We start from the raw sequence: 21,818 nt of genomic DNA, 5'->3' as shown, positions 1-21,818 counted from the left end.
TCGCGAAGGCGGTGGGTCAGCCAATGGAAATGTTGAAGCTGCCGGCCTCTTCGCGAGCAAGCCCGCTCCCACAAGGGTTACGGGGTGTCATCGAACAACTCGGTATTTTTCCCGGCCTGTATCGCAATCCAGTACCGCGCAATCCCCTGCGTGGTGGTGGGCTTGATGCCTGTCAGTTGCTCCACCAGCTTGAGCCGGTACACCAGGGTCTGACGGTGGATGTCCAGGTCCAACGCAGTAGCCTTCCAGTTCCCGTCGTTCTCCAGAAAAGCCATCAACGTCGCCAGCAAGGCCGCGCGTTGGGTCCGGTCGTGTTCGATCAGCGGCCCCAGGTAACGCCCCACCAGCGCCCGGGCTTCGGCCAGGGATTTGGGCGCCATGATCAGGCCGGTTTCCGCCTCGCCATAACGCAACACACCCGCATCCAGTTCCTGGGCCTGCATCAGGGCCAGGCGTGCCTGCCTGACGCTTTCGCGAAAACCGGTCGCCGTGGCGATGGGGCCGCTGACGCCGATCGCTGTGCTTTGACCAAGACAGCCGCGCAGGGCATCGAAGATTTCGTTGTCGTCGTGACAAAGGGCAATCAGCAGATAGTTATCGCTCAGCAGCAGCGGGCTCGCACGGTGAAAGACCGGAGCCTGATGCAATTCATCGGCAGCCCACGGCCCATTGATACCAGGCTTGATCGCCACGCTGACCAGCGTGCCGGCCAGCCCCCGTTGCGCGAGGATCGGTCGGGCCAGGCTGAACTCCGTTTCATTGGCCAGCAGACTGCGCAGCAAAGCCGATCCCTCATCGCGCTGCAGGTCCCGCTGGATCATCAAACGCTCCAGTTCGACCCCCAACAGCCCCACCAGCGAGCGCACCAGAATCGGGTCGCTCTGGGTTCTTTCACCCTTGCGAGCCATGACCAGATGCGCCCGAGTGCGTCCGCCAATCGGGATACGTTCGAGGCGTTCCGGCGCAGTTTTATACGCGGTTGCCGAGTCGACGATCGCAGCACCACTGACGGCATCCTCGATGCTCAAACTCAAGTCCAGCGTGCTCGCCAGGATCGACAGCCGACCGGCCATGTCCGGCTCCTTGCGCAGCGCTTCGGCATAGGTCTGGAACAGCCGCTCGCTGGCATTGAAGCGCTCGCGCTGGGCCTGTAGCACGCTTTCGATCACATAGTGGGAGAGCTTGACGAACTCCAGCTCGAAGCTGCCGCGAAGGATGGGGAAGAGCAGGCGGTCGGCGGCGTCGAGCATCAGGTCGGACAGTTCAGGGGCGTCATCGCGAGGGGCGACGACCAGGGCGCTGGCATTGCTCTGCACCAGCTGTTCGAGCCAGGAAACCTGTTCGTCCGCATCAAAGGGAATGCCGCCGCAGGTGGTCATCACCAGATCCCCCGGAGAAACCCAGCGCCACGGGTCGGGCAGGTCGACGGCATGGGCCCAGGTGATGGTCCTGCCGGTGCCGGTCAGGCCGGCGATGGCGCGCAGTTTCAGTACATCGATGGCGAGCAGGTCCTGGACCGTGAGCATGGTGAGGGTGATCCGGCGGTTTTCGAGGGGGCCATCTTACAACGTCGCGGTAAGCGCCGTTGCAATGTGAACACACTCACCTGTAGGAGCTGCCGAAGGCTGCGATCTTTTGATCTTGCTCTTAAAAAAAATCAAAAGATCGCAGCCTTCGGCAGCTCCTACAGGGGGAGGGGGAATGGGGTCACCAACCTTTTACACCACTCATATCCGGCAACTTGTGCGCAATGCCCTTATGGCAATCGATGCAAGTCGCCTCACCCTTGGCCAGCGACGTCGAATGCATCGCCGCCGCCCGTTTGCTCTGCCGGGTGAAGTCCATGAATTCGAAGTTGTGGCAGTTACGGCATTCGCGCGAGTCGTTGGCCTTGAGCCGGGCCCATTCGTGTTCGGCCAACTCACGACGCATGGTGAGGAATTTGTCGCGGGTGTCGATGGTGCCGAACAGCTTGCCCCACACTTCCTTCGACGCCTGCATCTTGCGCGCGATCTTGTGGGTCCATTCGTGGGGCACGTGGCAGTCCGGGCAACTGGCACGCACGCCGGAGCGGTTGGTGTAGTGAATGGTCTCCTGCAATTCGACGAAAACGTTATCGCGCATCTCGTGGCACGACGTGCAGAACTTCTCGGTGTTGGTCAGCTCCAGCGCCGTGTTGAAGCCACCCCAGAAAATGATCCCGGCGATGAAACCGCCCAGTGTCAGGAACCCCAGGCTGAAATAAACGCTGGGCCGACGCAGGATGCCCCAGTAGTCCTTGAACAGGGCGAACAGTGCTTTCATGGCGCCTCCTCAAGGCTTTTTCGCGTTGTTGGCGTCGTCTTGCAGAATCTGGTCGATGGTCTCGAAGCTGTTGCCCACCAACGGCTGCACGTCTTTTTGCGGCACGTGGCACTGGGTGCAGAAGTAGCGCCGTGGCGACACCGCCGCCAGCGGCTGGCCGTCACGGTCCATGTAGTGGGTGATGCTGATCATCGTCGCCTGGCTGCGCGCACTGTTGGCCCGGCTGTGACAGGACAGGCACTTGTTGCCGTTCTTGTCGATCTGGTAACCGCGGATGGTGTGGGGAATGGTCGGTGGTTGCTCCGGGTAATTGCGCTCGCGCTTGATGTCCTTGTTTTCATCCTCGGCCAACGGCGGCGCCTGCATTTCCTGGGTGATGGTGCCACCGGGACGCCGCCCGTTGGGGGCCGGCGCATCCAGCGGGTAGTTGACTTCGGCGGCGATGGCCGCGCCGATCATGGCGAGCAAAAGCAACGGCAGGATTCGAAAGGTCATGACGGTTCTCCTCATGCCGCGCTGATCAATTCGATGCGAATGGCGCATTTCTTGTAGTCGGTCTGCTTGGAGATCGGGTCGGTGGCATCGAGCGTGACCTTGTTGATCAGCTTGTTGGCATCGAAGAACGGCACGAACACCAGGCCGCGCGGTGGCTTGTTGCGCCCGCGGGTTTCGATGCGTGCGCGGATCTCGCCGCGCCGGCTGATCAGTTTCACCTCGCTGCCGCGCCGTGCCTGCAAAGCCTTGGCATCTTCAGGATGCATGTACACCAGGGCGTCGGGCACGGCCTTGTAGAGCTCATCGACCCGTTGGGTCATGCTGCCGGTGTGCCAGTGTTCGAGCACCCGACCGGTGCTCAGCCAGAACGGAAATTGCTCGTCCGGGGCTTCGGCCGGCGGCTCGTAGGGCAGGGCGAAGATGATCGCCTTCTTGTCCGGCTGGCCGTAGAACTGCACATCGCTGCCGGTCTCGACATAAGGGTCGAGCCCCTCGCGGTAGCGCCAGCGGGTTTCCTTGCCGTCCACCACCGGCCAGCGCAGGCCGCGCTCACTGTGGTAGCGGTCGAAACCGGCCAGGTCATGACCATGACCGCGACCGAACTGCGCGTATTCTTCGAACAGGCCTTTTTGCACATAGAAACCGAAGGCCTTGGCCTCGTCGTTCTTGAAGCCGTTTTCGATCTGCGCCACCGGGAACTGATCGACCTGACCGTTTTTGTACAGCACATCGAAAAGGGTCTTGCCTTTGAGTTCAGGCGACTTGGCCAACAGCTCGGCAGGCCACACCTCATCGGTCTTGAAGCGCTTGGAAAACTCGATCAGCTGCCACAGATCGGACCTGGCCTCACCCGGCGCGCTGACCAACTGGTGCCAGAACTGCGTGCGGCGTTCAGCGTTGCCGAAGGCGCCTTCCTTTTCCACCCACATGGCGCTCGGCAGGATCAGGTCGGCGGCCTGGGCGGACACGGTGGGGTAGACGTCCGAGACGATCACGAAGTTTTCCGGGTTGCGCCAGCCGGGCAACACCTCCTGCATGATGTTGGGGCCGGCGTGCATGTTGTTGCTGGCCTGGGTCCAGTAGACGTTGAGCACGCCGTCCTTGAGCATGCGGCTCTGCTGCACGGCGTGGAAGCCGACCTTTTCCTGGATCGTGCCGGCGGGCAGTTTCCAGATCTGTTCCGCCGTGGCGCGGTGCTTGGGATTGGTCACCACCAGGTCGGCCGGCAACCGGTGAGAGAAAGTCCCGACTTCCCGCGCCGTGCCACAGGCCGAGGGTTGGCCGGTCAGGGAGAACGGGCTGTTGCCCGGTTCGCTGATCTTGCCGGTCAGCAAATGGATGTTGTAGATCAGGTTGTTGGCCCAGACCCCACGGGTGTGCTGGTTGAAACCCATGGTCCAGAACGAGACCACCTTGCGTTTGGGATCGGCGTACAGCTCGGCCAGGCTCTTGAGGCGGTCGGCCGTGACCCCGGTTTCCTTTGCCGTGCGCTCCAGGGTGTAGGGTTTGACGAAGGCGGCGAAGTCCTCGAAGGACATGTCGCTCCAGGTGTTGGCCTTGTCGGAGTTCTTCGCGTTCTTTTCCCGTGGATCGTCCGGGCGCAGGCCGTAGCCAATGTCCTCGGCGCCCTTCGCGAAGCGGGTGTGCTTGCCGACGAAATCCTTGTTCACCGCGCCGCTTTCGATGATGTGGTTGGCGATGTAGTTGAGGATCAGAAGGTCGGTCTGTGGCTTGAACACCATGGGGATGTCGGCCAGATCGAAGCTGCGGTGTTCGAAGGTCGACAGCACCGCGACCTTGACGTGGGGCTGGCTCAGGCGCCGGTCGGTGACGCGGCTCCAGAGGATCGGGTGCATCTCCGCCATGTTCGAGCCCCAGAGCACGAAGGTGTCGGTGGCCTCAATGTCGTCGTAGCAGCCCATCGGCTCGTCCATGCCGAAGGTGCGCATGAAGCCCATCACCGCAGAAGCCATGCAGTGCCGGGCGTTGGGGTCGATGTTGTTGCTGCGAAAGCCGGCCTTCATCAGCTTGTTGGCGGCGTAGCCTTCCCACACCGTCCATTGCCCGGAGCCGAACATGCCGATGGACTCGGGGCCCTTGTTTTTCAGGGCCTGCTTGAATTTCTCTTCCATGATGTCGAAGGCCTTGTCCCAGCTGATCGCCTGGAATTCGCCCTGTTTGTCGAACTTGCCGTCTTTCATGCGCAACAGCGGCTGGGTCAGGCGGTCGACGCCGTACATGATCTTCGACAGGAAATAACCCTTCACGCAGTTCAGCCCACGGTTGACCTCGGCCTTCACATCGCCGTGGGTGGCGACCACGCGGTTGTCCCTTGTCGCGACCATCACGCTGCAACCGGTGCCGCAGAAACGGCAGGGCGCCTTGTTCCAGTCCAGGGTGACCATGTCGGCTTCGGTGATCAGGTTGCTCGCGGAGGTGGCAATCGGCAGGCCGGCAGCGGCGGCTGCAATGGCGGCGGCCTGGGCCTTGACGAATTCCCGGCGGGACATGCTCATTCGGTTTCCCCTGCGTGGTCGAGGATTTGGTGATAGATCAACGCGGCGTTGAGTACGCCGGGCAAGTTATTGATCTGTTCGATGCGTTGCAGGATCTGCTCTTCGTGGGTTGCCTCAAGTACCACCACCAGTTTTCCGGCGGGACTTTCCTGATGCAGTTCAAGGTGATCGAGAAGACGCAAGTTGGCTTTGACGGCTTCGAAAAGTTCGGGCCGTGCAAGTACCACGAGACTGGCTATATGCAGAGTGTCGTCCATGTTCTGACTCCAACAGACAGTTGTCGAAGTTGATCAGTTGGGAGGGCCGGGCGGTCCGTAGAGCATTTGGAAAAACCAGACGATGAAGCCGTAGCCGCCGACAATCGCCACGCAAAGCAAGGGGAACAGACAGACGACAAGAAACAGGAACAGCCGGGTTTCCTTTCGGCGCTGTGTTTTTTGTTCTTCAGCCAATGACATTGGGAGTATCTCCAGCCGAACTTGCAAAGAGACTAGTTCACCCAATAAAGCTGTGGTTATTGCACGGGATTTTGGCGACCGACGGCGAAAGGTTTATGGTCGCTATATATATTAGTTGATAGCGCCTCACGATTATCAATGTTCAAGAGGTGCTGACGATTCGCGGTGTCGAAGTGTTTCCCGGCGACTGGCTGTTCGTGCTGTCCGGTTTGCCTTGCAGCCTGTTGGGCGTGATCGTTGACCACCATTCGCGGGCAAGCCTCGCTCCTACAGGGTTTTGCATGAGCCTGGAAAATGTGTGAACACCACAATTCCCTGTGGGAGCGGGCTTGCTCGCGAAGAGGCCGGAACATCCAACATCAATGAAGCCTGACACACCGCCATCGCAAGCACGCTCGCTGTGCCTACATACCGTTGGCAAATTCCGGATTGTCGTGACTGATTCGCTCATTCATCCCCTGCAGCGCCCGGGCATATTCGGCCAGCACCTGCAGTGACCAATCGGCACGCTGGCGGATGCGCAGGTCTTCAGCTCCTGCGCTATCCGGGCCATTCATGACCGACTCCACCTGCCGCACAATCAACTGCTCAGGCAGATAACAGATCCGGCAATTCTTGTAGCTCGAGGCCCGCAATTCGGACAGCGGATAGGCACCACCCTGACCAGATGAAACCCCCACCAGCAACGCCGGCTTGTGCCCCAACTCCCGATGCCCCGCATGGACAAACAGATTCTTCAACGCCGGGCACGCCATCCCATGCCACTCCGGCGTTATCACCACCAACCCATCAGCCTCGCGCAGCAGCGCGCTGTGGTCAGCCCAGATCCCATTCACATCTTCCGCCGGCCACAACGGCAGGGGCGCAACACCCAGGTCGATCACCCTGGGCAACTCGCACAACCCCAGCGCCTGCAAGCGCCCCGCAAGAAACCCGGCAACCTTGGCCGATTGGCTATCCACCTGACTGGAACCTGCAACAAGCACAATATTCATTTAGCCAACTCCTGATTCGACGAACGCTGCGTTTGAACTCGCTTGCCCCGCGCCAACGGCCAGAACAACTCCTCCTGCCAGCTGACCGGCTTCATGTCTTCGATCCCGTAATGCTCGGGACGGCGGCGGGTGATCTTCGCCGAGCCGAACAGCACGTCCCAGAAAAACAGCAGGTTGCCGAAATTGCCCTTGTAGTTCGTCACCCCGTCATCGGCATTCAGCCCGTGGTGCGCCGAGTGAGTGGCAGGCGTGGAAATGGTCCGCTCCAGCACCCACATCAGCGGGCGCAGCACCGCAATCCGATAGAGCTTTTCATCCCACGGCACGCTGCTGTGGGCGCCAAAAATCACCAGCATCTTGACGATCAGGTAGCCGAAATACACCTGCCCCAAGCCCATATAGAGCAACACGCCGGAAAACCACAGCCCCGGCATCAGCAGGTAGTAAAAGCTGTTGTTGCGATAGACGATGCGGATGCTCATGTACGGCGCCGAATGGTGCGCCCGGTGCAGCGAATAGAGGAACGGCACCTTGTGGCTGAGGCGGTGCCACCAGTACTGGGTCATGTCGTCCAGCACCAGGAACAGGCCGAGCCCCAGCAGCCAGTGCAGGCCGACGAGGCTGTTTTTCAGTTGCGGCGCGAAATGTTCCAGTAACAGGTTGGCGAGAAAAGTCACCAACGGCAGGGTGACCAGCATCAACAGACTTGAACCGACGATTTCGATGATCGCGTCCCGCCGCTGTCCGCGGGGCTGGGTGAAGCAGGAGCAGGCGATTTCGAGGACGATGAAGCCAATCAGGATGGCGATGATGATCGGGATCGGACTGCTGGTGATTATTGTTGTTGTATTCATGGCACTCTCTGGTGGCGGCCGATAATGGCAATGCCAACCAATAAGAAACCATGGGCCAACCACGCGATATGTGCAAAACGGACAGAATCACCCGAAAAGCGGTCAACCCTTCGCCCGAGCGCTTTCACCGCGGCCCGCTGGGCCGGGTGCTGGAGCGCTATCTGCAAAACCGCACGCTGCAGGAACGCAGCAACTACAGCATGGTCGCCCTGGAGCAGCTCTGGGCCAAGGCCGCCGCCCACGATCCGGCGATCGGCCTGCATTTGTTCTCCCATTTCAGCCGTCAGGATTGGCACGTGCTGGCCCACGCCTGCCTGTTCAGCGCCAATCTTGAGGAGGCGATCCGGTTCTGGGCGCGCTACGCCAGACTGGCCTCGGACATGGACAGCGTCGTGCTGGTCGAGGACGGCGACGGCCTGGGCGTGGAGATCCGCATCGACGCGCCGGCAACGCTGGCGCGCTATGTCGTCGAGCATTATTCGGTGATGTCCCTGAGCGTATTGCGCATCGGCGCCGACATGGCTTTGATGCCGGTGCGCGCCTGTTTCGCTCACCCGCGCCCGGCCTATCACGCCGAATACCGGCAATGGTTCGGCGACAACGTGCAGTTCGACTGCGGCTACAACCGGGTGTATTTCGACCGAACCAGCCTCGCGGTCCCGCTGCAAACCCACAACGCCGGGATGATGGAAGTGCTCTGTCAGGAACTGGATCGCCGACTGTCGCAACAGCAGCAGCTCAGCGGCTGGGCGGGCAGGGTGGCGCAGGGGATTCGCCAAAGTCTTATCGCCGGCCAGGCCGTCACCCTCGAGCTACAGGCGCAGGAACTGGCTCAGAGCCCGCGTACCTTGCGGCGGCGTCTGGAGGAAGAAGGCATGACCTTCCGCGAACTGCTCGACCGGGTGCGCGCCGAACTTGAGCAGTACCTGGAACTGCAAGGCAACAGCCGCACTCAAATCGCCGCACAGCTGGGTTACAACGACCTGGCCGCCTACGTTCATGCGCGCAAGCGCTGGCGAACAGAATCGACCCGATCCGTGGAGCCTTGATGCCACGACTTGCCGCACGCCTGCTGGCGCTTCTCTTCCTTTGCCTGAGCCTCGAAGTCAGCGCTCAGGAAAACACCTGCCCATCCGGCCAGAAACAGATCTGCCTGGACGAATGCATCTGCTTTCCCGACCTCGGCCTTTTGACCGTGCCCGCCGACATCTACCAGATCGCAGGGCCGGCCCTGGCACTGTGGCTGACCCAATCCCGCGCCGAAGCGGCGGTGGCTGGCACCCAGCCGATTCCGGAGCCGATCCGCGAACAGCTGCTGCGCTGGTACGCCCCAAGTGTCCTGGACGCCGCGCTCTACAAAGTCAGCGACAACGGCCAGTTCAGCGCCGCCACGGCCATGCTGCAGAACCCCGATGTGGGCGCGGTGACGCTGGTGGACATCATCATCTTTCGCGATGCCAAGGACGCCGAGCACAACGTGGCGCTCTGGGCACACGAGCTCAAGCATGTGCAGCAGTATCAGGAGTGGGGCGTGGAGGGTTTTGCCCAGCGCTACACCCAGGACTTCAACGCGGTGGAGGCGCCGGCCTATGCCATCCAGGTTGAAGTCGGGCGGGTGATTCGCCAGGGAAATGCACAAGCCAGGTGAGGCGTCAGCACTTTCTCGGTCGCCGCCAGGCCAAACAACGCGGCCGCCAGACCATCGAGATACAGCAACAGTTGATAGCGTTGTTGCAATCGTGGCGTCAGAAAGAACGCCAACAAGGCCGCAAACAATGCGGCCCAGATGTAGTTGAAGTCGGCAATCCAGAAGATTGGCAGATCAAGTAATAAGTCGCGGATTGTACCGCCGCCAATTGCCGTGATGATCCCGAGTACTACCGCGCCAAATAGATCGACACCGGGTTTTTTAATCGCCAATACACCGGTAATTGAAAAGATGGCAATGCCCAGCATTTCCTGGAAGTACAGCATGTTTGTTTTCCTGCGCGGAAGTGAGGCAACGATAGCTCAGCGATCGACGACAGGCTTTCAAGCGTGAGACGCGATCCCTGTAGCAGCTGGCGAAGCCTGCGTCCGGCTGCGCAGCAGTCGCAAAACCTGAATGCGAGGTCTGTCTGAAACACCGCATTCGCTGATTTCACGACTGCTTCGCAGCCGGACGCAGGCTTCGCCAGCTGCTACAGGGGTCAGGTGTGAATATCAGCCCACCGACTTCAACGGAATCGGCCCATGCAGGCGATCCAGCATGGTCGGGGCCTGCACCACGCGCACCGCCGCTCCCACAGGTTTGTGTGTTGTTTGCAGATTATGTATCCGGCGCAAGGGCGGTGGTTAGCGCATCCGTCGTTTGATGATATCCAGCACATCACATCCATCGCGCAACGGTATGGCGCACATCAGCGCGAAGTCGCTGAGGATGAAGGATTCACACTCGATGGAACCACGCATGGACAGGTTTTCCAGGACCTCAACGACCGCGCGGATGCGGTAGTTGGCGGCTTCCAACAGGATGTCGAGCGGGACGTGGGTGTCGATGAAGAAGGTGGGCATGTCGCTGCAGTTGCCGGTCATGGCCATGTAGCGGTTGCCGGGGGGAGGCAATGGTTTTTCATAGGGTGGATCGGGATGAAGTTTTGTCATGGTTGATTACCTCTAACGTGTAGATTCTGTAGCAACCACCAGCCTTCCTACAGGCGTGGGTGGCAGCCATGTGCGGGAGTAGGAACTGAGACACGTCAACTCAGCCACGCCGAAGCGTGGTCCCGCACACAGCCGCCGCGAACAAATTGCCATGTTCAAACGACAGCGCTGGTGCGCGTCAACGAGTTGGGCTCCTACACCCAGCCACCGCTCTCGCGGCGACGGGAAAAAGCCTATCCCGCCAACCTACCGCCCACCAGTTCATGCCATTCGCCGCATTTCGAAGGAAATCTCCGAGGACTGCCCGGAAATTTCTTAGGACCTACAGCGCGTCCTACAGCCAGAATGCCAAAACACCCTGGGCGAGCGATTCTGCCTGAATGAGGGCGGGCAAAACCTGAATGTAGGAAATACAGAAATTTCCTACGCCATCCGGGGCGTAAGCCTTCAGAAGAAGCCTATGCAGGTGACGGACATCCGAAAGAAATCCAATTATTGGCCAACATCGATGCTGGCTGATCGGGCGCCTTCGCGGGCAAGCCCGCTCCCACAGGGGTTTTGTGTTGCTCGTAGATTTTGTGGCCGACATCGCTCCCACAAGGGTTTTGTGTTGTTCGCAGGTAATGCATTTCCCCAGTCAGTACGCGGTTAACAACCGAACTTCGAATATCCATCCTTAGTTTATGGAATTGAAGTTCCACACCAATTACCACCAAAACGGCAGTACCAAAAAACCCTTAAATATCAGCAAGAACGATAACTAAGCCTTTCAGGAAACTCGTACCACGCCAACGCAACCAACGAACATCTTATTCTTCAATAGTCAGTATTACTGACCATGATTTTTGTAAATTCCCTCAGCTGTTAAAGTGCATTCCACGCGGAAATTGATGTTCTGGTTGCCCATCAGACTCATTCATTGCTCCCGCGTCCTTTGGCGTAATTTTTTCTGGCCCATCCGCAAATGGGCCTTTTTTTCGTCTGAAAAAAACCGCAAAACCTGTGGGAGCGGGCTTGCCCGCGAAGGCGGCAGATCAGGCGCCATTGATGTGGGATGTGCCGGCCTCTTCGCGGGCAAGCCCGCTCACACAGGGGATGGGGATGTCTTGGGAATTGTGTTCAGTCCACTGGACCCACAGTGGTTTTTGGTTGTCCGCAGATTCAGCAGCCAAGCCCGGCACTTATGTGATTTGTCATGGTCAATGTTTCCCGCAAATTTGATCAAGGACAGTGAAAGCATGCTCGCCACTCTATAAGCTGCACCCGCCTTCAACGGGTCCCCTGCATCGGGGCTCGCCGCTCGTTTAGTTCCCCATCCAGAATCGAAGAAATAACCATGCACCTACGCAAAATTGCAGTTGGGCTGTCGGCCCTTGTTTTGCTCTCCACCGGCGCAGAAGCCCGCAGTCTGCTGGATCTGCTCAAGCCACCCGCGCAGCATCAGGAACAAGGCTCGCGCTCGGGTTCGATCAGCCAGAGCGCGGCGCTGGATCTGTATTCCAGCCAACAGAAAAAAGCCTCGTTTGACGGCTGTTCAGAGTTGTTCCCTTCCTCCAAACCGCTGGCCATGACCACGGTGTCTTCCAGCATGAAACCGCTGGCCCTGTGTTCCGACAATTTTGCGGTGCTGTATTCGCAAACCAGCAAGACGCCGCTGGTGGTCATCGAACGCCTCAATGCCGCGCAACTGAAGGACGCCAAAGGCGAGGAGCGCACCAACCAGTTCTACGCCGACCCGCGGATTCCCAAGAGCGGGCGGGCAGAGTTGAGCGATTACCGCAGCCAGAAACCGGCGGTGGATCGTGGTCACCAATCCCCGGCGGCCGACGCGCCGAACCCGAATGCGATGGCGCAATCCTTCGCGCTGTCGAACATGGTGCCGCAGGACCCGACCAACAATCGCAAGATCTGGAGCAAGGTCGAGTCCGATGTGAGGAAGTTCGCCCAGCGCGCCGCAGGCAATGTGTATGTGTTTACCGGGCCGCTGTTTGATTCTGGCCATGGAACGGTAGGGGACAACAAGGTCTGGGTGCCGACGCGGTTGTACAAGCTGGTGTATGACGCGTCGTCCAAGCGTGCCTGGGCGTATGTGTTGCCTAACGCTGAGACGCGGGTTGAAAAGCCGATGGATTACGAGACGTTCGTGAAGACGACGGGGTTGAATCTGTTGGGGAATCTGCCGGTGACGGGGTCTGTGGGACGGACCTGATCAAGCGAATGCATGAAACCTTGCGGTGAGGGGGCAAGCCCCCTCGCCACAATGAACTCGTCTGGACAGGCCGGTCAGCGGATCGGAGAGGGCCAGTCGGGCCAGCTCGGCGTTGGGGTCTCAGGCAGCCAGCGTTATCGTTGACGACCATCGCGAGCAAGCTCGCTCCTACAGTTACAAAGGGAACCAGCGCTGGTGGATGCCGTTGAGGACGCCGCTGGCTTCGATCCTTTTGAAGCCTTCGTCATACAGCTTCAGCGCCCGCAATCCGTCCGGGTGCGTCACGCTGAAACCTATGGTCGAGTTCACCACCCCGCAGTTGAACGCAAATCGCACGGCATGTTCCGTACCCGACTGTCTGGCCTTCTGATTCCGCCCCTCGATGTCATTGCTCATGATGACGGCTGCCTGAAACCGTCGGGCGGCGAGCTTCTGCAAGCCTGTCACATCGGAAAGGGAGTTTTCGAACACCGCCCCGGCGTTCTTCAGTGCCATCACCTGATCGGTGTATTCGTAATCCCGGGTGATGCCCAGCACGGTGCCAGCGGGCAACGCACATTGCCCCTGCGCAGGTTTGGGCAGAGGCGCGTCGATCCGTTCGAAAACATCGTTGCTGACGTAGAAGATCGGTTGCGCCGCGAACCTGATCCTGCCCTCGAACTCCGGTTGCCAGCTCATGTTGAAACAGGCTGCGACCTGACCGCTGAACACCATGAACTTGCAGCGCGAATAGGGCACGACCCTGAGGCGCACCTGGATGCCCATCTCCTTGAAGGCCGCCACGACCACGTCATTGGCGTAACCGGTGCCGTCGCTTTTGGACCACGGAGCGGCGGCGTCCTCGACCATGATCGTCAGCGTCTCGGGGGCCTGCTGTGCGGCGCTGGCGCTCGCCGCCAGCACTTGCAGGGCGCTCGCCAGGAAGATTGTGGTCATCGATAACCGGAATCTGGACAGAGTCTTGTTCAACATGCGGGCTTCATTAACCGTCGACTCGTCCTTAACCGGATAGATAATTTTGCGACATTCTGAAGGCTTGGGATCGGATGTAAAGCCCGAGAAAGGAAAACCTCCATCAATGGGCACTGGCATCGGCTTCGTGTTCGTCCGCGAACGCCATGAACACTTCAAAATCGAGCACCTCCAGATCGATTCGGGTAATGAAGGCCGAAAACGCCAGATTGGCGGCCAGGCGACGCAAATCACTGGCCCAGCCTGGAACGTGAAGCGGCCCTTTCAGCCAGCCGGATTCGAACAAGGGACCCAGGCGCACCGTATCGCCTAGATCAAGGCGGCCGGCGAACAAGCGGCCGACCAGTTCCGGCCGGTTGTCCCGGATCGCCAGGCGCAACAGGGTATGCACGCCCAACAGGCCGGTCAGGTAGGCGGCATCCTTGGTGAAGGCCGAGCCGCCACGCAGGTCGGCGCCACGGAAAATCCGCTGGGTCGAGCGGAACGACTCTTCCTCGGACTGACCCGCTGCCAGAAAACCTTCGAAGACCTGAATGAAATCGGCACCGTCCAGCGCCTGCTGGACCGCCAGCACCCGCAGGGCCAGGCGGCGCAGGCGGTTGATGTCCATGCTGCCGGTGAACAGTTCGGCCAGGGTGGCGATGCCTTCCTGGGTCTGGGTCGTGCGGGGCGCTCCCAGGGAAAGGCTTTTCAGATTGGCTTGCTGCGCGCCGTTCTGCGCGGTGGCCACATGCACGAAGGCCTCGTGTTGCAGCAGTTGCTGCTTGTCCAGCTCAGAGAACAGGGCGCTGGAGCGCAGGCGGATGCGGCTCGATCCGGCAATCGCCTTGGCCGCCAGGGAGGAATCGAGCACCACCGAGATTTTCCCGGGGCCGAAGAACCGGTCCAGTTCCGGGCGCATCCAGTCCGCGAAGATATCGGCGGGAATGTCAGCGGGACTCGGTGGAATCCGGGTGCCACCGAGCAGCGCGTCGGTGGTCTTGAGGAAAAAACGGGCGGCATCGAGCATGCTCAGTTTCAGACGTGGGTAGGGGAAGTCCGGGCGCCGGTAAAGTGCCGATGAATAACGGGTGAAGTCGGGCGTGCCGATGGCGCCGAGCATGCGCCCGGCCGTGGCGTAACTCTGCGCCGTCACGGCGAGGTAATTTCCGGCCGGATGTCCCTTGTCGCAACGGCCGATGAAGGACTCCAGGGCATCGACCTCGGCACTCAGCTCCCGGGGACGCTGTTCCACGTCAGGCAACCGTGCCTGCCCGCTGCGCCAGCGGGCGAGAAACTCCTCTTCGACGCCATCGGGCCAGGCCAGGGCTTCGAGCACCCGGATCTTGCGGGCCAGAACGGGCAGGGCGGCATCGAGTTCCGACAGCGAAACGTCGCTCATGGATATGTCTTCTTCCGGAAAACAGGGAATCATCGCCCAAGCGTAGTCGCTGCCATGACGTTGCGTGGCAGCGGTCAACCGACACAATAGGGAAGTGATCCGACATGAGCACAGCGGTACATCCGGTGAGTGAAGCAGGGCGGGCGAGAAGCACGCGTATCGGCATCGGGCTGTGCCTGATGTCCATGTTCGTGTTCGCCGCCCAGGACGGGATTACCAAGATTCTGGTCAAGGACCTGCCGGTGGTGCAGCTGACCATGGTGCGCTACTGGTTCTTCCTGCTGTTCGCCCTGTGTTTCGTGCACGTCAAGGGCGGTTTGGGCAACGCCCTGAAAACCGCGCATCCCTGGCTGCAGATGAGCCGTTCACTGATTGCGGTGTTCGACATCATGGTCTTCGGCCTGGCGCTGCGCTTTCTGGGGCTTGCCGAGACCCATGCGATCTACGCGATCTTTCCGTTGCTGACCATGGGGCTGGCCGCGTTGATACTGCGCGAGTCTGTCAGCACCCGCCAATGCATGGCCGGGGTGATCGGCTTTGCCGGCACGCTGATCATCCTCAAACCGGGCATGGGCGTCTTCAGCCTAACCTCGCTGATTCCTCTGGCGGGGGCGGTGATGTTTGCGTTTTTCAGTGTGCTGACTCGCAAGATCAGTGCGGTGGACGGCTTTGGCACCAACATGTTGTACATGGCCTTCTGGGGGGCGCTGGCGTCGACGCTGTTCGGCGTGCCGCAATGGGTGACGCCAACGCCGGTGGAAGTGGGGCTGCTGATGGTGTTGTCGGTCAGCGGGGTGGTTGCGCAGTTGTTGCTGTTGCAGGCACTGAAATATGCGGCGGCGGTGACGTTGCAACCGTTCAACTATTCGCTGCTGCTGTTTGCGTCGATGTTCGGGGTGACGGTGTTTGGGGAAACGCTGGAGACGTCGTTGGTGATTGGGGCGTTGTTGGTGGTGTTGGGCGGGATTTTCGCGTTCAAGCGTTAAACACTATCGCGGGCAACCGCCCGCAAACACTCCACAAACCGCTGTGCCACCGGCGTAAGCAAAATCCCCCGGCGCATGATGATGCTCATTTCCAGCGGCGGCTGGGTGTATTCCAGCGGGATCTGCTGCAAACCGAAACTGGCAATGCTGTCAGCCAGCAACCGCGAAAACAGCACCAGTGAATCGGTGCCGGTCACCAGGCCCAGGGCGATGGCGAACGAGGAGCACTGGATGATCCGGCGGGGCAGCGGCAGGCCGGCGTGTTCGAACATCGCTTCCATCACGCTGTGTTGGAAACCGCCCGAAGGCACCGTGCTCAGCCACTGTGCGTCGGCCAGTTCCGCCAGCCGGCGAGCCTTGGCCAGCGGGTGTCCGGCCCGTGCCATGACCACGAAATCCGTCGAGAACAACGGCATGCTGATCAGGTCGTCGCCCAGCATGTCCGGCAGGACGTGGGAGACGACGAAGTCCAGCGAACCATCGCGCAGATGCTGCACGGCCTGGGGGAATTTGACTTCAAGGAAGGTCAGTTCGGCATCCGGGGCAGTCTTCTGGAATTGCTCCAGGGCCTTGGGCAACAGGCTCATGGCGATGGTCGAGGTGGTACTGACCGTGACCTTGCCACGCATGTCGTTCTTGATCTGGCCGAGTTCTTCCCGTGCCCGGCGCACATCTTCGAGTATCTGGTGTGCCCGGGTTTGCAGGGCGATGCCGAATTCGGTGAGTTCGATGCCTTGCACGTTGCGGGTCATCAGGGTCACGCCCAGGTCGCTCTCCAGTTCCTGGACACTGCGGGTGACCGCCGGCTGGGTCAGGTTCAGGCAGCGGGCGGCGGCGCGCAGGCTCTTCTCTTCGGCGACGGTGACGAACACCTGCAGCTGGTTGATTTTCATGGCTCCCACCGTCCATCTGATGATAAATAAAGCTGATCGCTCTCAAAAAAATTACATCTTTTCAGAGCGCCCGGCAAACTCTACTGTGGCTTCACACCCCGCCCGGCGGGGCATCACAAAAAAGAGAAGCCAAGCGATATGGACACCACTGAGCGTTACTGCGAGGTCGCGGACCTCGCCGAATCGGCCGACGATCTGCGCGCGATACGTCATCACCTGCACCGGCATCCCGAACTGGCCTACGAAGAGCATGAGACATCCGCACTGGTGGCCAGCAAACTCGAGCAGTGGGGTTTTGCGGTGACCAAAGGCGTCGGGCAAACCGGCGTGGTCGGCTCGCTGACCGTCGGCGATGGCCCACGCAGCATCGGCATTCGCGCCGACATGGATGCCTTGCCGATTCTGGAGCAGACCGGTTTGCCTTATGCCAGCCAGCATCTGGGCAAGATGCATGCGTGCGGACATGACGGCCACACCACCATGCTGCTGGGTGCCGCCCAGTACCTTGCGCGTACGCGCAATTTCTCAGGCACCGTGCACCTGTACTTTCAGCCGGCGGAAGAACACGGGATCAAGAGCGGCGCGCTGAGCATGATCAAGGACGGCCTGTTCGAGCGCTTTCCGTGTGATGCGGTGTTCGGGCTGCACAACCATCCGGGCGCGCCGGCTGGCACCATGCTGTTTCGCCGCGGTGCGCTGCAGGCGGCGGGCGACAACGTCTATATCACCATCAAGGGCAACGGCGGCCATGCGGCGCGGCCGCATCTGACAGTCGATCCGGTGGTGGTGGCTTCCAGCATCGTCATGGCCCTGCAAACCGTGGTGGCGCGCAATGTCGAGCCCACCCAGCCGGCGGTGGTGACTGTCGGCGTCCTTCAGGCCGGTACCGCCAACAATGTCATCCCCGGCAGCGCGCGGCTTGAACTGAGCGTGCGTTCGTTCAGTGCCGAAGTGCGCGCCTTGCTCAAGTCGCGTATCACCGATCTGGTCCAGCAACAGGCCGCCAGCTATGGCGCCCAGGTCGAGATCGACTATTTGATGGGCTACCCGGTGGTGATCAACAGCAACCGCGAAACCGACTTCGCCATTGCCGTGGCCCAGGAACTGATCGGCGCTGACAAGGTGGTGCCCCATACCGATTTGCTGATGGGCAGCGAAGACTTCGCCTACATGTTGCAGGCCCGTCCCGGTTGCTTCCTGCGCCTGGGCAATGGCGACGGCGAAGACGGCTGCATGGTGCATAACCCCGAATACGACTTCAACGACAGCAACCTGCCGATCGGCGCCGCCTACTGGGCGCGTCTGGTGGAGCGTTATCTGGCACAGCCCTGATCCCGATTTTTCCCTCGGCCAGCATTACCCAAACAGAACAAAACCTGCGCTGGCTGCCTTGAATGAACCTGCATACGGAGTTTCCAATGAACAAACTCGTGATTTCGCTCGCCTTTTTTCTGGCTGCCAGCGGCGCCCATGCCAAGGACTGGACGGTCATCCGCTTCGGTGTCGACCCCAGTTACGCGCCGTTCGAGTCCCGGGCGGCTGACGGCTCGCTGGTGGGCTTCGACATCGATATCGGCAACGCCATCTGCGCCCAGCTCAAGGCCAAATGCGTCTGGGTGGAAAGCCCTTGGGACAGCGTCATTCCAGGGCTGAAGGCGAAAAAGTTCGACGGCATCCTGTCGTCGATGAGCGTGACCGAAAAGCGCCTCAAGCAGATCGACTTCTCGGACAAGATCTATCACACGCCATCGAGCCTGGTGGCGAGGAAGGGCTCGGACATCAAGCCTGAGCTCGAGTCGCTCACCGGCAAGCGCATCGGCGTGGAGATGGGCTCGACCCAGGAGGCCTACGCCAAGGCCCACTGGGCATCGAACGGGGTGGCGGTCACGTCTTACCAGAATCAGGACCTGGTCTATCAAGACCTGCTGTCCGGGCGCCTGGATGCCGCGCTGCAGGATACGGTGCAGTCGGACATGGGTTTTCTGAAAACCGAGCAAGGTCGCGACTTCGGCTTTGCCGGCGAGGCGGTGCATGACACCCAGACCCTGGGCTTCGGCGCGTCCATCGGCCTGCGCAAGGAAGATACCGAGCTGAAGCAGGCGATCAACGAAGCCCTCGCCGAGATTCACCGCAACGGCACCTACGAAAAGATCCAGGCCAAGTATTTCGATTTCGATATCAACAACGGGTAGCCGGGCGGCGCACGGGTGTCGATTGTCCGATCAAATGCTTAAGCCTGTCTGTACAAGTAGAGATGGCTGGATTAGAGTCGGCGACACCCCGACCCATCGGTCTGATCACGACCTGGGGCGGGGCGCTTGCGAGATTCGATACCCGTGCGCCACCCGCACCCATGTTGGTCTTCAGGATAAAAACAATGAAAAAAACCTTTCTGACCCTTTGCGCATCCGCTCCCTGCGAGTCTTCCACCTTCGCCCCGGAGGTGTTCCATGGTCGATAACCTGTTGCAGATTCTCGGGCTGTCGGGCTTCAGCCTCAAGGGCTTTGGTCCGATGCTGCTGCAAGGCTCGTGGATGACCGTCAAGTTGTCCTTCATGTGCCTGCTGGTCAGTGTCCTGCTGGGCCTGATCGGCGCCAGTGCCAAGCTGTCCCGTTCGGCGCTGCTGCGCATGCCGGCGCAGGCTTACACCACGCTGATCCGCGGGGTGCCGGACCTGGTGCTGATGCTGCTGATCTTCTACAGCCTGCAAACCTGGCTGACCAACCTCACCGAAGCGATGGGCTGGGACTACATCGAGATTGATCCGTTCAGCGCAGGCGTGATCACCCTGGGCTTCATCTACGGGGCCTATTTCACCGAAACCTTCCGTGGCGCGATTCTCGCCGTGCCGAAAGGGCAGATGGAAGCCGCCACCGCCTACGGCCTGACCCGGTTCCAGCGTTTTCGTCTGGTGGTGTTCCCGCAAATGATGCGTTTTGCCCTGCCGGGCATCGGCAATAACTGGATGGTGATCCTCAAGGCCACCGCGCTGGTGTCGATCATCGGCCTGGCGGATCTGGTCAAGGTCGCCCAGGACGCCGGCAAGAGTTCCTATCAGCTGTTCTTCTTCCTGGTGCTGGCAGCGCTGATCTACCTGGTGGTCACCACCGTTTCCAACTTCGTCCTGCGCCGGCTGGAAATCCTCTACGCCGCAGGCACTCGGGAGGCCGTACGATGATCGAGTTACTGCAGGAATACTGGAAACCCTTCCTGTTTCACGACGGCCAGAACATCACCGGCCTGGCCATGACCCTCTGGCTGCTCAGCGCCTCGATCTTCATCGGCTTCTTCATGTCGATTCCGCTGTCGATCGCCCGGGTCTCGCGCAACGTCTGGGTGCGCTGGCCGGTGCAGTTCTACACCTACCTGTTTCGCGGTACACCGCTGTATATACAGCTGTTGATCTGCTACACCGGGATCTACAGCATCGCCGCGGTCCGCTCCCAGCCGATGCTCGATGCGTTCTTCCGCGACGCCATGAACTGCACGATCCTGGCGTTCGCCCTGAACACCTGCGCCTATACCACGGAGATTTTCGCCGGGGCGATCCGCAGCATGAACCACGGTGAAATCGAAGCCGCCAAGGCCTATGGCCTGCGAGGCTGGAAGCTGTACGCCTACGTGATCATGCCCTCGGCCCTGCGTCGTTCGCTGCCGTACTACAGCAACGAAGTGATCCTCATGCTGCACTCGACCACCGTGGCCTTTACCGCCACCGTGCCGGACATTCTCAAGGTCGCCAGGGATGCCAACTCGGCCACTTTCCTGACGTTCCAGTCCTTCGGTATCGCCGCCGGGATCTATCTTGCAGTCACGTTTTCTCTGGTCAGCCTGTTCCGCCTGGCTGAACGCCGCTGGTTGTCCTTCCTTGGCCCGGCTCACTAATTCAGGAGGCTTGCACATGTACAAACTGACCGTTGAAAACCTGCACAAAAGCTACGGCAACCACGAAGTGCTCAAGGGCGTTTCGCTCAATGCCAAGACCGGCGATGTGATCAGCCTGATCGGCGCCAGCGGCTCGGGCAAGAGCACCTTCCTGCGCTGCATCAACTTCCTGGAAACCCCCAACGACGGGGCGATGAGCCTGGACAACCAGCCGATCCGCATGGTCCACGACCGCCACGGCATGCGCGTGGCGGACGCCGATGAACTGCAGCGCCTGCGCACCCGTCTGGCCATGGTGTTCCAGCACTTCAACCTGTGGAGCCACATGACGGTGCTGGAGAACATCACCATGGCCCCGCGCCGGGTACTGGGGGTCAGCAAGAAAGACGCCGAGGAGCGGGCGCGACGCTATCTGGACAAGGTCGGCCTGCCGGCGCGGGTGGCTGATCAGTACCCCGCGTTTCTCTCGGGCGGCCAGCAGCAGCGGGTCGCCATCGCCAGGGCGTTGAGCATGGAGCCGGAGATCATGCTGTTCGATGAACCCACCTCAGCCCTGGACCCGGAGCTGGTGGGGGAGGTGCTCAAGGTGATTCAGGGGTTGGCCGATGAGGGCCGGACCATGATCATGGTGACCCACGAGATGAGCTTTGCCCGCAAGGTATCCAATCAGGTGCTGTTCCTGCACCAAGGGCGCGTGGAAGAGCAGGGCGCGCCGGAGGATGTGTTGGGCAACCCCAAGAGCGAGCGTTTGCAGCAGTTCCTTAGCGGTAACCTGAAGTAAGGCCCATGCCGATCAATTAAGGCGAAACCCGATCCATGTAGCAGCTGGCGAAGCCTGCGTCCGGCTGCGCAGCAGTCGTAAAACCGGAATGCGAGGTATGTCTGACACACCGCGCTGCCTGATTTCACGACTGCTTCGCAGCCGGACGCAGGCTTCGCCAGCTGCTACAGGTATTGGTTTGCTTTCAGATTCATTCGTAAATCCCGTCTTTTCACCCACGACGACCTAAAAGCAGGTTCGGTGAAAAATTCACTTGATTAAGCTTGTATATACATGATTGTATTTATACATCCGCTGTATCAACAAACCACCGTAACAGCCACAACAAGAGGATTCCCGGTGAGCAAGCCCACTAAATTCCGTGATGTTGAAATCCGTGCCCCACGCGGCAACAAGCTGACCGCCAAAAGCTGGCTGACCGAAGCGCCGCTGCGCATGCTGATGA

Annotated in this window: 24 protein-coding genes; 11 read left to right on the top strand and 13 right to left on the bottom strand. The window is 60.3% G+C overall.

All coding sequences use genetic code 11. From position 1 onward, the window contains the following. Window positions 1–77 precede the first annotated feature (77 nt). The 6 genes from HNO86_RS29040 to napE form a co-directional block, all read right to left on the bottom strand. Entirely contained in the window at window positions 78–1,526 is a 1,449-nt protein-coding gene (locus tag HNO86_RS29040; RefSeq protein WP_175380374.1) for a PucR family transcriptional regulator, read from the bottom strand. Window positions 1,527–1,707: 181 nt separating this feature from the next. After that, window positions 1,708–2,304, bottom strand: coding sequence for a cytochrome c3 family protein (locus HNO86_RS29035; RefSeq protein WP_175380373.1), 597 nt, complete (start codon window positions 2,302–2,304; stop codon window positions 1,708–1,710). A 9-nt stretch (window positions 2,305–2,313) separates the two neighbouring features. Further along, complete coding sequence (locus HNO86_RS29030) at window positions 2,314–2,799, bottom strand: nitrate reductase cytochrome c-type subunit (protein WP_175380372.1); 486 nt, start codon at window positions 2,797–2,799, stop codon at window positions 2,314–2,316. 11 nt (window positions 2,800–2,810) lie between these two features. Next, window positions 2,811–5,315, bottom strand: a complete 2,505-nt coding sequence (gene napA, locus HNO86_RS29025) for a nitrate reductase catalytic subunit NapA (RefSeq protein ID WP_175380371.1) — start codon at window positions 5,313–5,315, stop codon at window positions 2,811–2,813. Continuing rightward, window positions 5,312–5,572 (bottom strand): chaperone NapD, encoded by a 261-nt coding sequence (locus tag HNO86_RS29020; RefSeq protein ID WP_175380370.1) that lies wholly within the window; start codon window positions 5,570–5,572, stop codon window positions 5,312–5,314. The genes napA and HNO86_RS29020 overlap by 4 nt, the downstream gene beginning before the upstream one ends. A 33-nt stretch (window positions 5,573–5,605) precedes the next feature. Then, window positions 5,606–5,773 (bottom strand): periplasmic nitrate reductase, NapE protein, encoded by a 168-nt coding sequence (napE, locus tag HNO86_RS29015; protein ID WP_175380369.1) that lies wholly within the window; start codon window positions 5,771–5,773, stop codon window positions 5,606–5,608. A gap of 149 nt (window positions 5,774–5,922) precedes the next feature. Between napE and HNO86_RS29010 the strand changes: the two genes are divergently transcribed. Beyond that, window positions 5,923–6,075, top strand: a complete 153-nt coding sequence (locus tag HNO86_RS29010) for a hypothetical protein (RefSeq protein WP_175380368.1) — start codon at window positions 5,923–5,925, stop codon at window positions 6,073–6,075. A gap of 102 nt (window positions 6,076–6,177) precedes the next feature. Here HNO86_RS29010 and HNO86_RS29005 read toward each other — a convergent pair whose 3' ends face one another. Then, window positions 6,178–6,768, bottom strand: coding sequence for an NADPH-dependent FMN reductase (locus tag HNO86_RS29005; protein WP_175380367.1), 591 nt, complete (start codon window positions 6,766–6,768; stop codon window positions 6,178–6,180). Continuing rightward, a complete protein-coding gene (locus tag HNO86_RS29000; protein WP_175380366.1) occupies window positions 6,765–7,622 on the bottom strand; it encodes a sterol desaturase family protein in 858 nt (285 codons plus the stop codon). Before HNO86_RS29000 ends, HNO86_RS29005 begins: the two co-directional genes overlap by 4 nt. Window positions 7,623–7,690: 68 nt before the next feature. Here HNO86_RS29000 and HNO86_RS28995 point away from each other — a divergent pair, with 68 nt between their 5' ends. Together HNO86_RS28995 and HNO86_RS28990 are read left to right on the top strand one after the other, a co-directional pair. Continuing rightward, window positions 7,691–8,671, top strand: coding sequence for an AraC family transcriptional regulator ligand-binding domain-containing protein (locus tag HNO86_RS28995; RefSeq protein ID WP_175380375.1), 981 nt, complete (start codon window positions 7,691–7,693; stop codon window positions 8,669–8,671). Continuing rightward, the gene (locus HNO86_RS28990) at window positions 8,671–9,270 is read left to right on the top strand and encodes a DUF4157 domain-containing protein (protein ID WP_175380365.1); all 600 of its coding nucleotides are present in this window, start codon (window positions 8,671–8,673) and stop codon (window positions 9,268–9,270) included. The genes HNO86_RS28995 and HNO86_RS28990 overlap by 1 nt, the downstream gene beginning before the upstream one ends. Here the strand turns inward: HNO86_RS28990 and HNO86_RS28985 are convergent. Together HNO86_RS28985 and HNO86_RS28980 are read right to left on the bottom strand one after the other, a co-directional pair. Continuing rightward, window positions 9,210–9,596, bottom strand: coding sequence for a trimeric intracellular cation channel family protein (locus tag HNO86_RS28985; RefSeq protein ID WP_256672829.1), 387 nt, complete (start codon window positions 9,594–9,596; stop codon window positions 9,210–9,212). The two genes, HNO86_RS28990 and HNO86_RS28985, sit on opposite strands and share 61 nt — an antisense overlap. Before the next feature lie 360 nt (window positions 9,597–9,956). Then, on the bottom strand, window positions 9,957–10,265 hold the full coding sequence (locus HNO86_RS28980; protein WP_175380364.1) for a hypothetical protein: 309 nt from the start codon (window positions 10,263–10,265) through the stop codon (window positions 9,957–9,959). A 1,336-nt stretch (window positions 10,266–11,601) separates the two neighbouring features. Between HNO86_RS28980 and HNO86_RS28975 the strand changes: the two genes are divergently transcribed. Further along, window positions 11,602–12,474, top strand: a complete 873-nt coding sequence (locus tag HNO86_RS28975; protein ID WP_175380363.1) for a DNA/RNA non-specific endonuclease — start codon at window positions 11,602–11,604, stop codon at window positions 12,472–12,474. A 174-nt stretch (window positions 12,475–12,648) separates the two neighbouring features. Here the strand turns inward: HNO86_RS28975 and HNO86_RS28970 are convergent, their stop codons facing one another. Together HNO86_RS28970 and HNO86_RS28965 are read right to left on the bottom strand one after the other, a co-directional pair. Further along, a complete protein-coding gene (locus HNO86_RS28970) occupies window positions 12,649–13,566 on the bottom strand; it encodes an ABC transporter substrate-binding protein (protein WP_175380362.1) in 918 nt (305 codons plus the stop codon). Then, the gene (locus tag HNO86_RS28965) at window positions 13,550–14,827 is read right to left on the bottom strand and encodes a flavohemoglobin expression-modulating QEGLA motif protein (protein ID WP_175380361.1); all 1,278 of its coding nucleotides are present in this window, start codon (window positions 14,825–14,827) and stop codon (window positions 13,550–13,552) included. Before HNO86_RS28965 ends, HNO86_RS28970 begins: the two co-directional genes overlap by 17 nt. Before the next feature lie 104 nt (window positions 14,828–14,931). Here HNO86_RS28965 and HNO86_RS28960 point away from each other — a divergent pair, with 104 nt between their 5' ends. Beyond that, window positions 14,932–15,813: a DMT family transporter gene (locus HNO86_RS28960; protein WP_175380360.1), complete on the top strand. Its 882-nt coding sequence runs from the start codon at window positions 14,932–14,934 to the stop codon at window positions 15,811–15,813. Here HNO86_RS28960 and HNO86_RS28955 read toward each other — a convergent pair. Further along, entirely contained in the window at window positions 15,810–16,706 is an 897-nt protein-coding gene (locus HNO86_RS28955) for a LysR family transcriptional regulator (RefSeq protein WP_175380359.1), read from the bottom strand. The two genes, HNO86_RS28960 and HNO86_RS28955, sit on opposite strands and share 4 nt — an antisense overlap. Before the next feature lie 138 nt (window positions 16,707–16,844). On the opposite strand from HNO86_RS28955, the gene HNO86_RS28950 reads away from it, so the two are divergent. The 6 genes from HNO86_RS28950 to HNO86_RS30760 all read left to right on the top strand — a co-directional run. Beyond that, window positions 16,845–18,038, top strand: coding sequence for a M20 aminoacylase family protein (locus HNO86_RS28950; RefSeq protein ID WP_175380358.1), 1,194 nt, complete (start codon window positions 16,845–16,847; stop codon window positions 18,036–18,038). Window positions 18,039–18,124: 86 nt separating this feature from the next. Beyond that, complete coding sequence (locus HNO86_RS28945) at window positions 18,125–18,898, top strand: ABC transporter substrate-binding protein (protein WP_175380357.1); 774 nt, start codon at window positions 18,125–18,127, stop codon at window positions 18,896–18,898. Window positions 18,899–19,156: 258 nt separating this feature from the next. Next, window positions 19,157–19,885, top strand: a complete 729-nt coding sequence (locus tag HNO86_RS28940) for an ABC transporter permease (protein WP_175380356.1) — start codon at window positions 19,157–19,159, stop codon at window positions 19,883–19,885. Continuing rightward, window positions 19,882–20,592, top strand: a complete 711-nt coding sequence (locus HNO86_RS28935) for an ABC transporter permease (RefSeq protein ID WP_175380355.1) — start codon at window positions 19,882–19,884, stop codon at window positions 20,590–20,592. Before HNO86_RS28940 ends, HNO86_RS28935 begins: the two co-directional genes overlap by 4 nt. A 16-nt stretch (window positions 20,593–20,608) precedes the next feature. After that, the gene (locus HNO86_RS28930) at window positions 20,609–21,373 is read left to right on the top strand and encodes an ABC transporter ATP-binding protein (RefSeq protein ID WP_175380354.1); all 765 of its coding nucleotides are present in this window, start codon (window positions 20,609–20,611) and stop codon (window positions 21,371–21,373) included. A gap of 339 nt (window positions 21,374–21,712) precedes the next feature. Continuing rightward, window positions 21,713–21,818 (top strand): hypothetical protein (locus HNO86_RS30760; RefSeq protein WP_372242573.1); only part of this gene is annotated, 106 nt, incomplete at its 3' end.

It is taken from the genome of Pseudomonas sp. C1C7 (genome assembly GCF_013359595.1).
Taxonomy (GTDB): domain Bacteria; phylum Pseudomonadota; class Gammaproteobacteria; order Pseudomonadales; family Pseudomonadaceae; genus Aquipseudomonas.
This window is presented reverse-complemented; position numbering and strand designations above follow the sequence as displayed.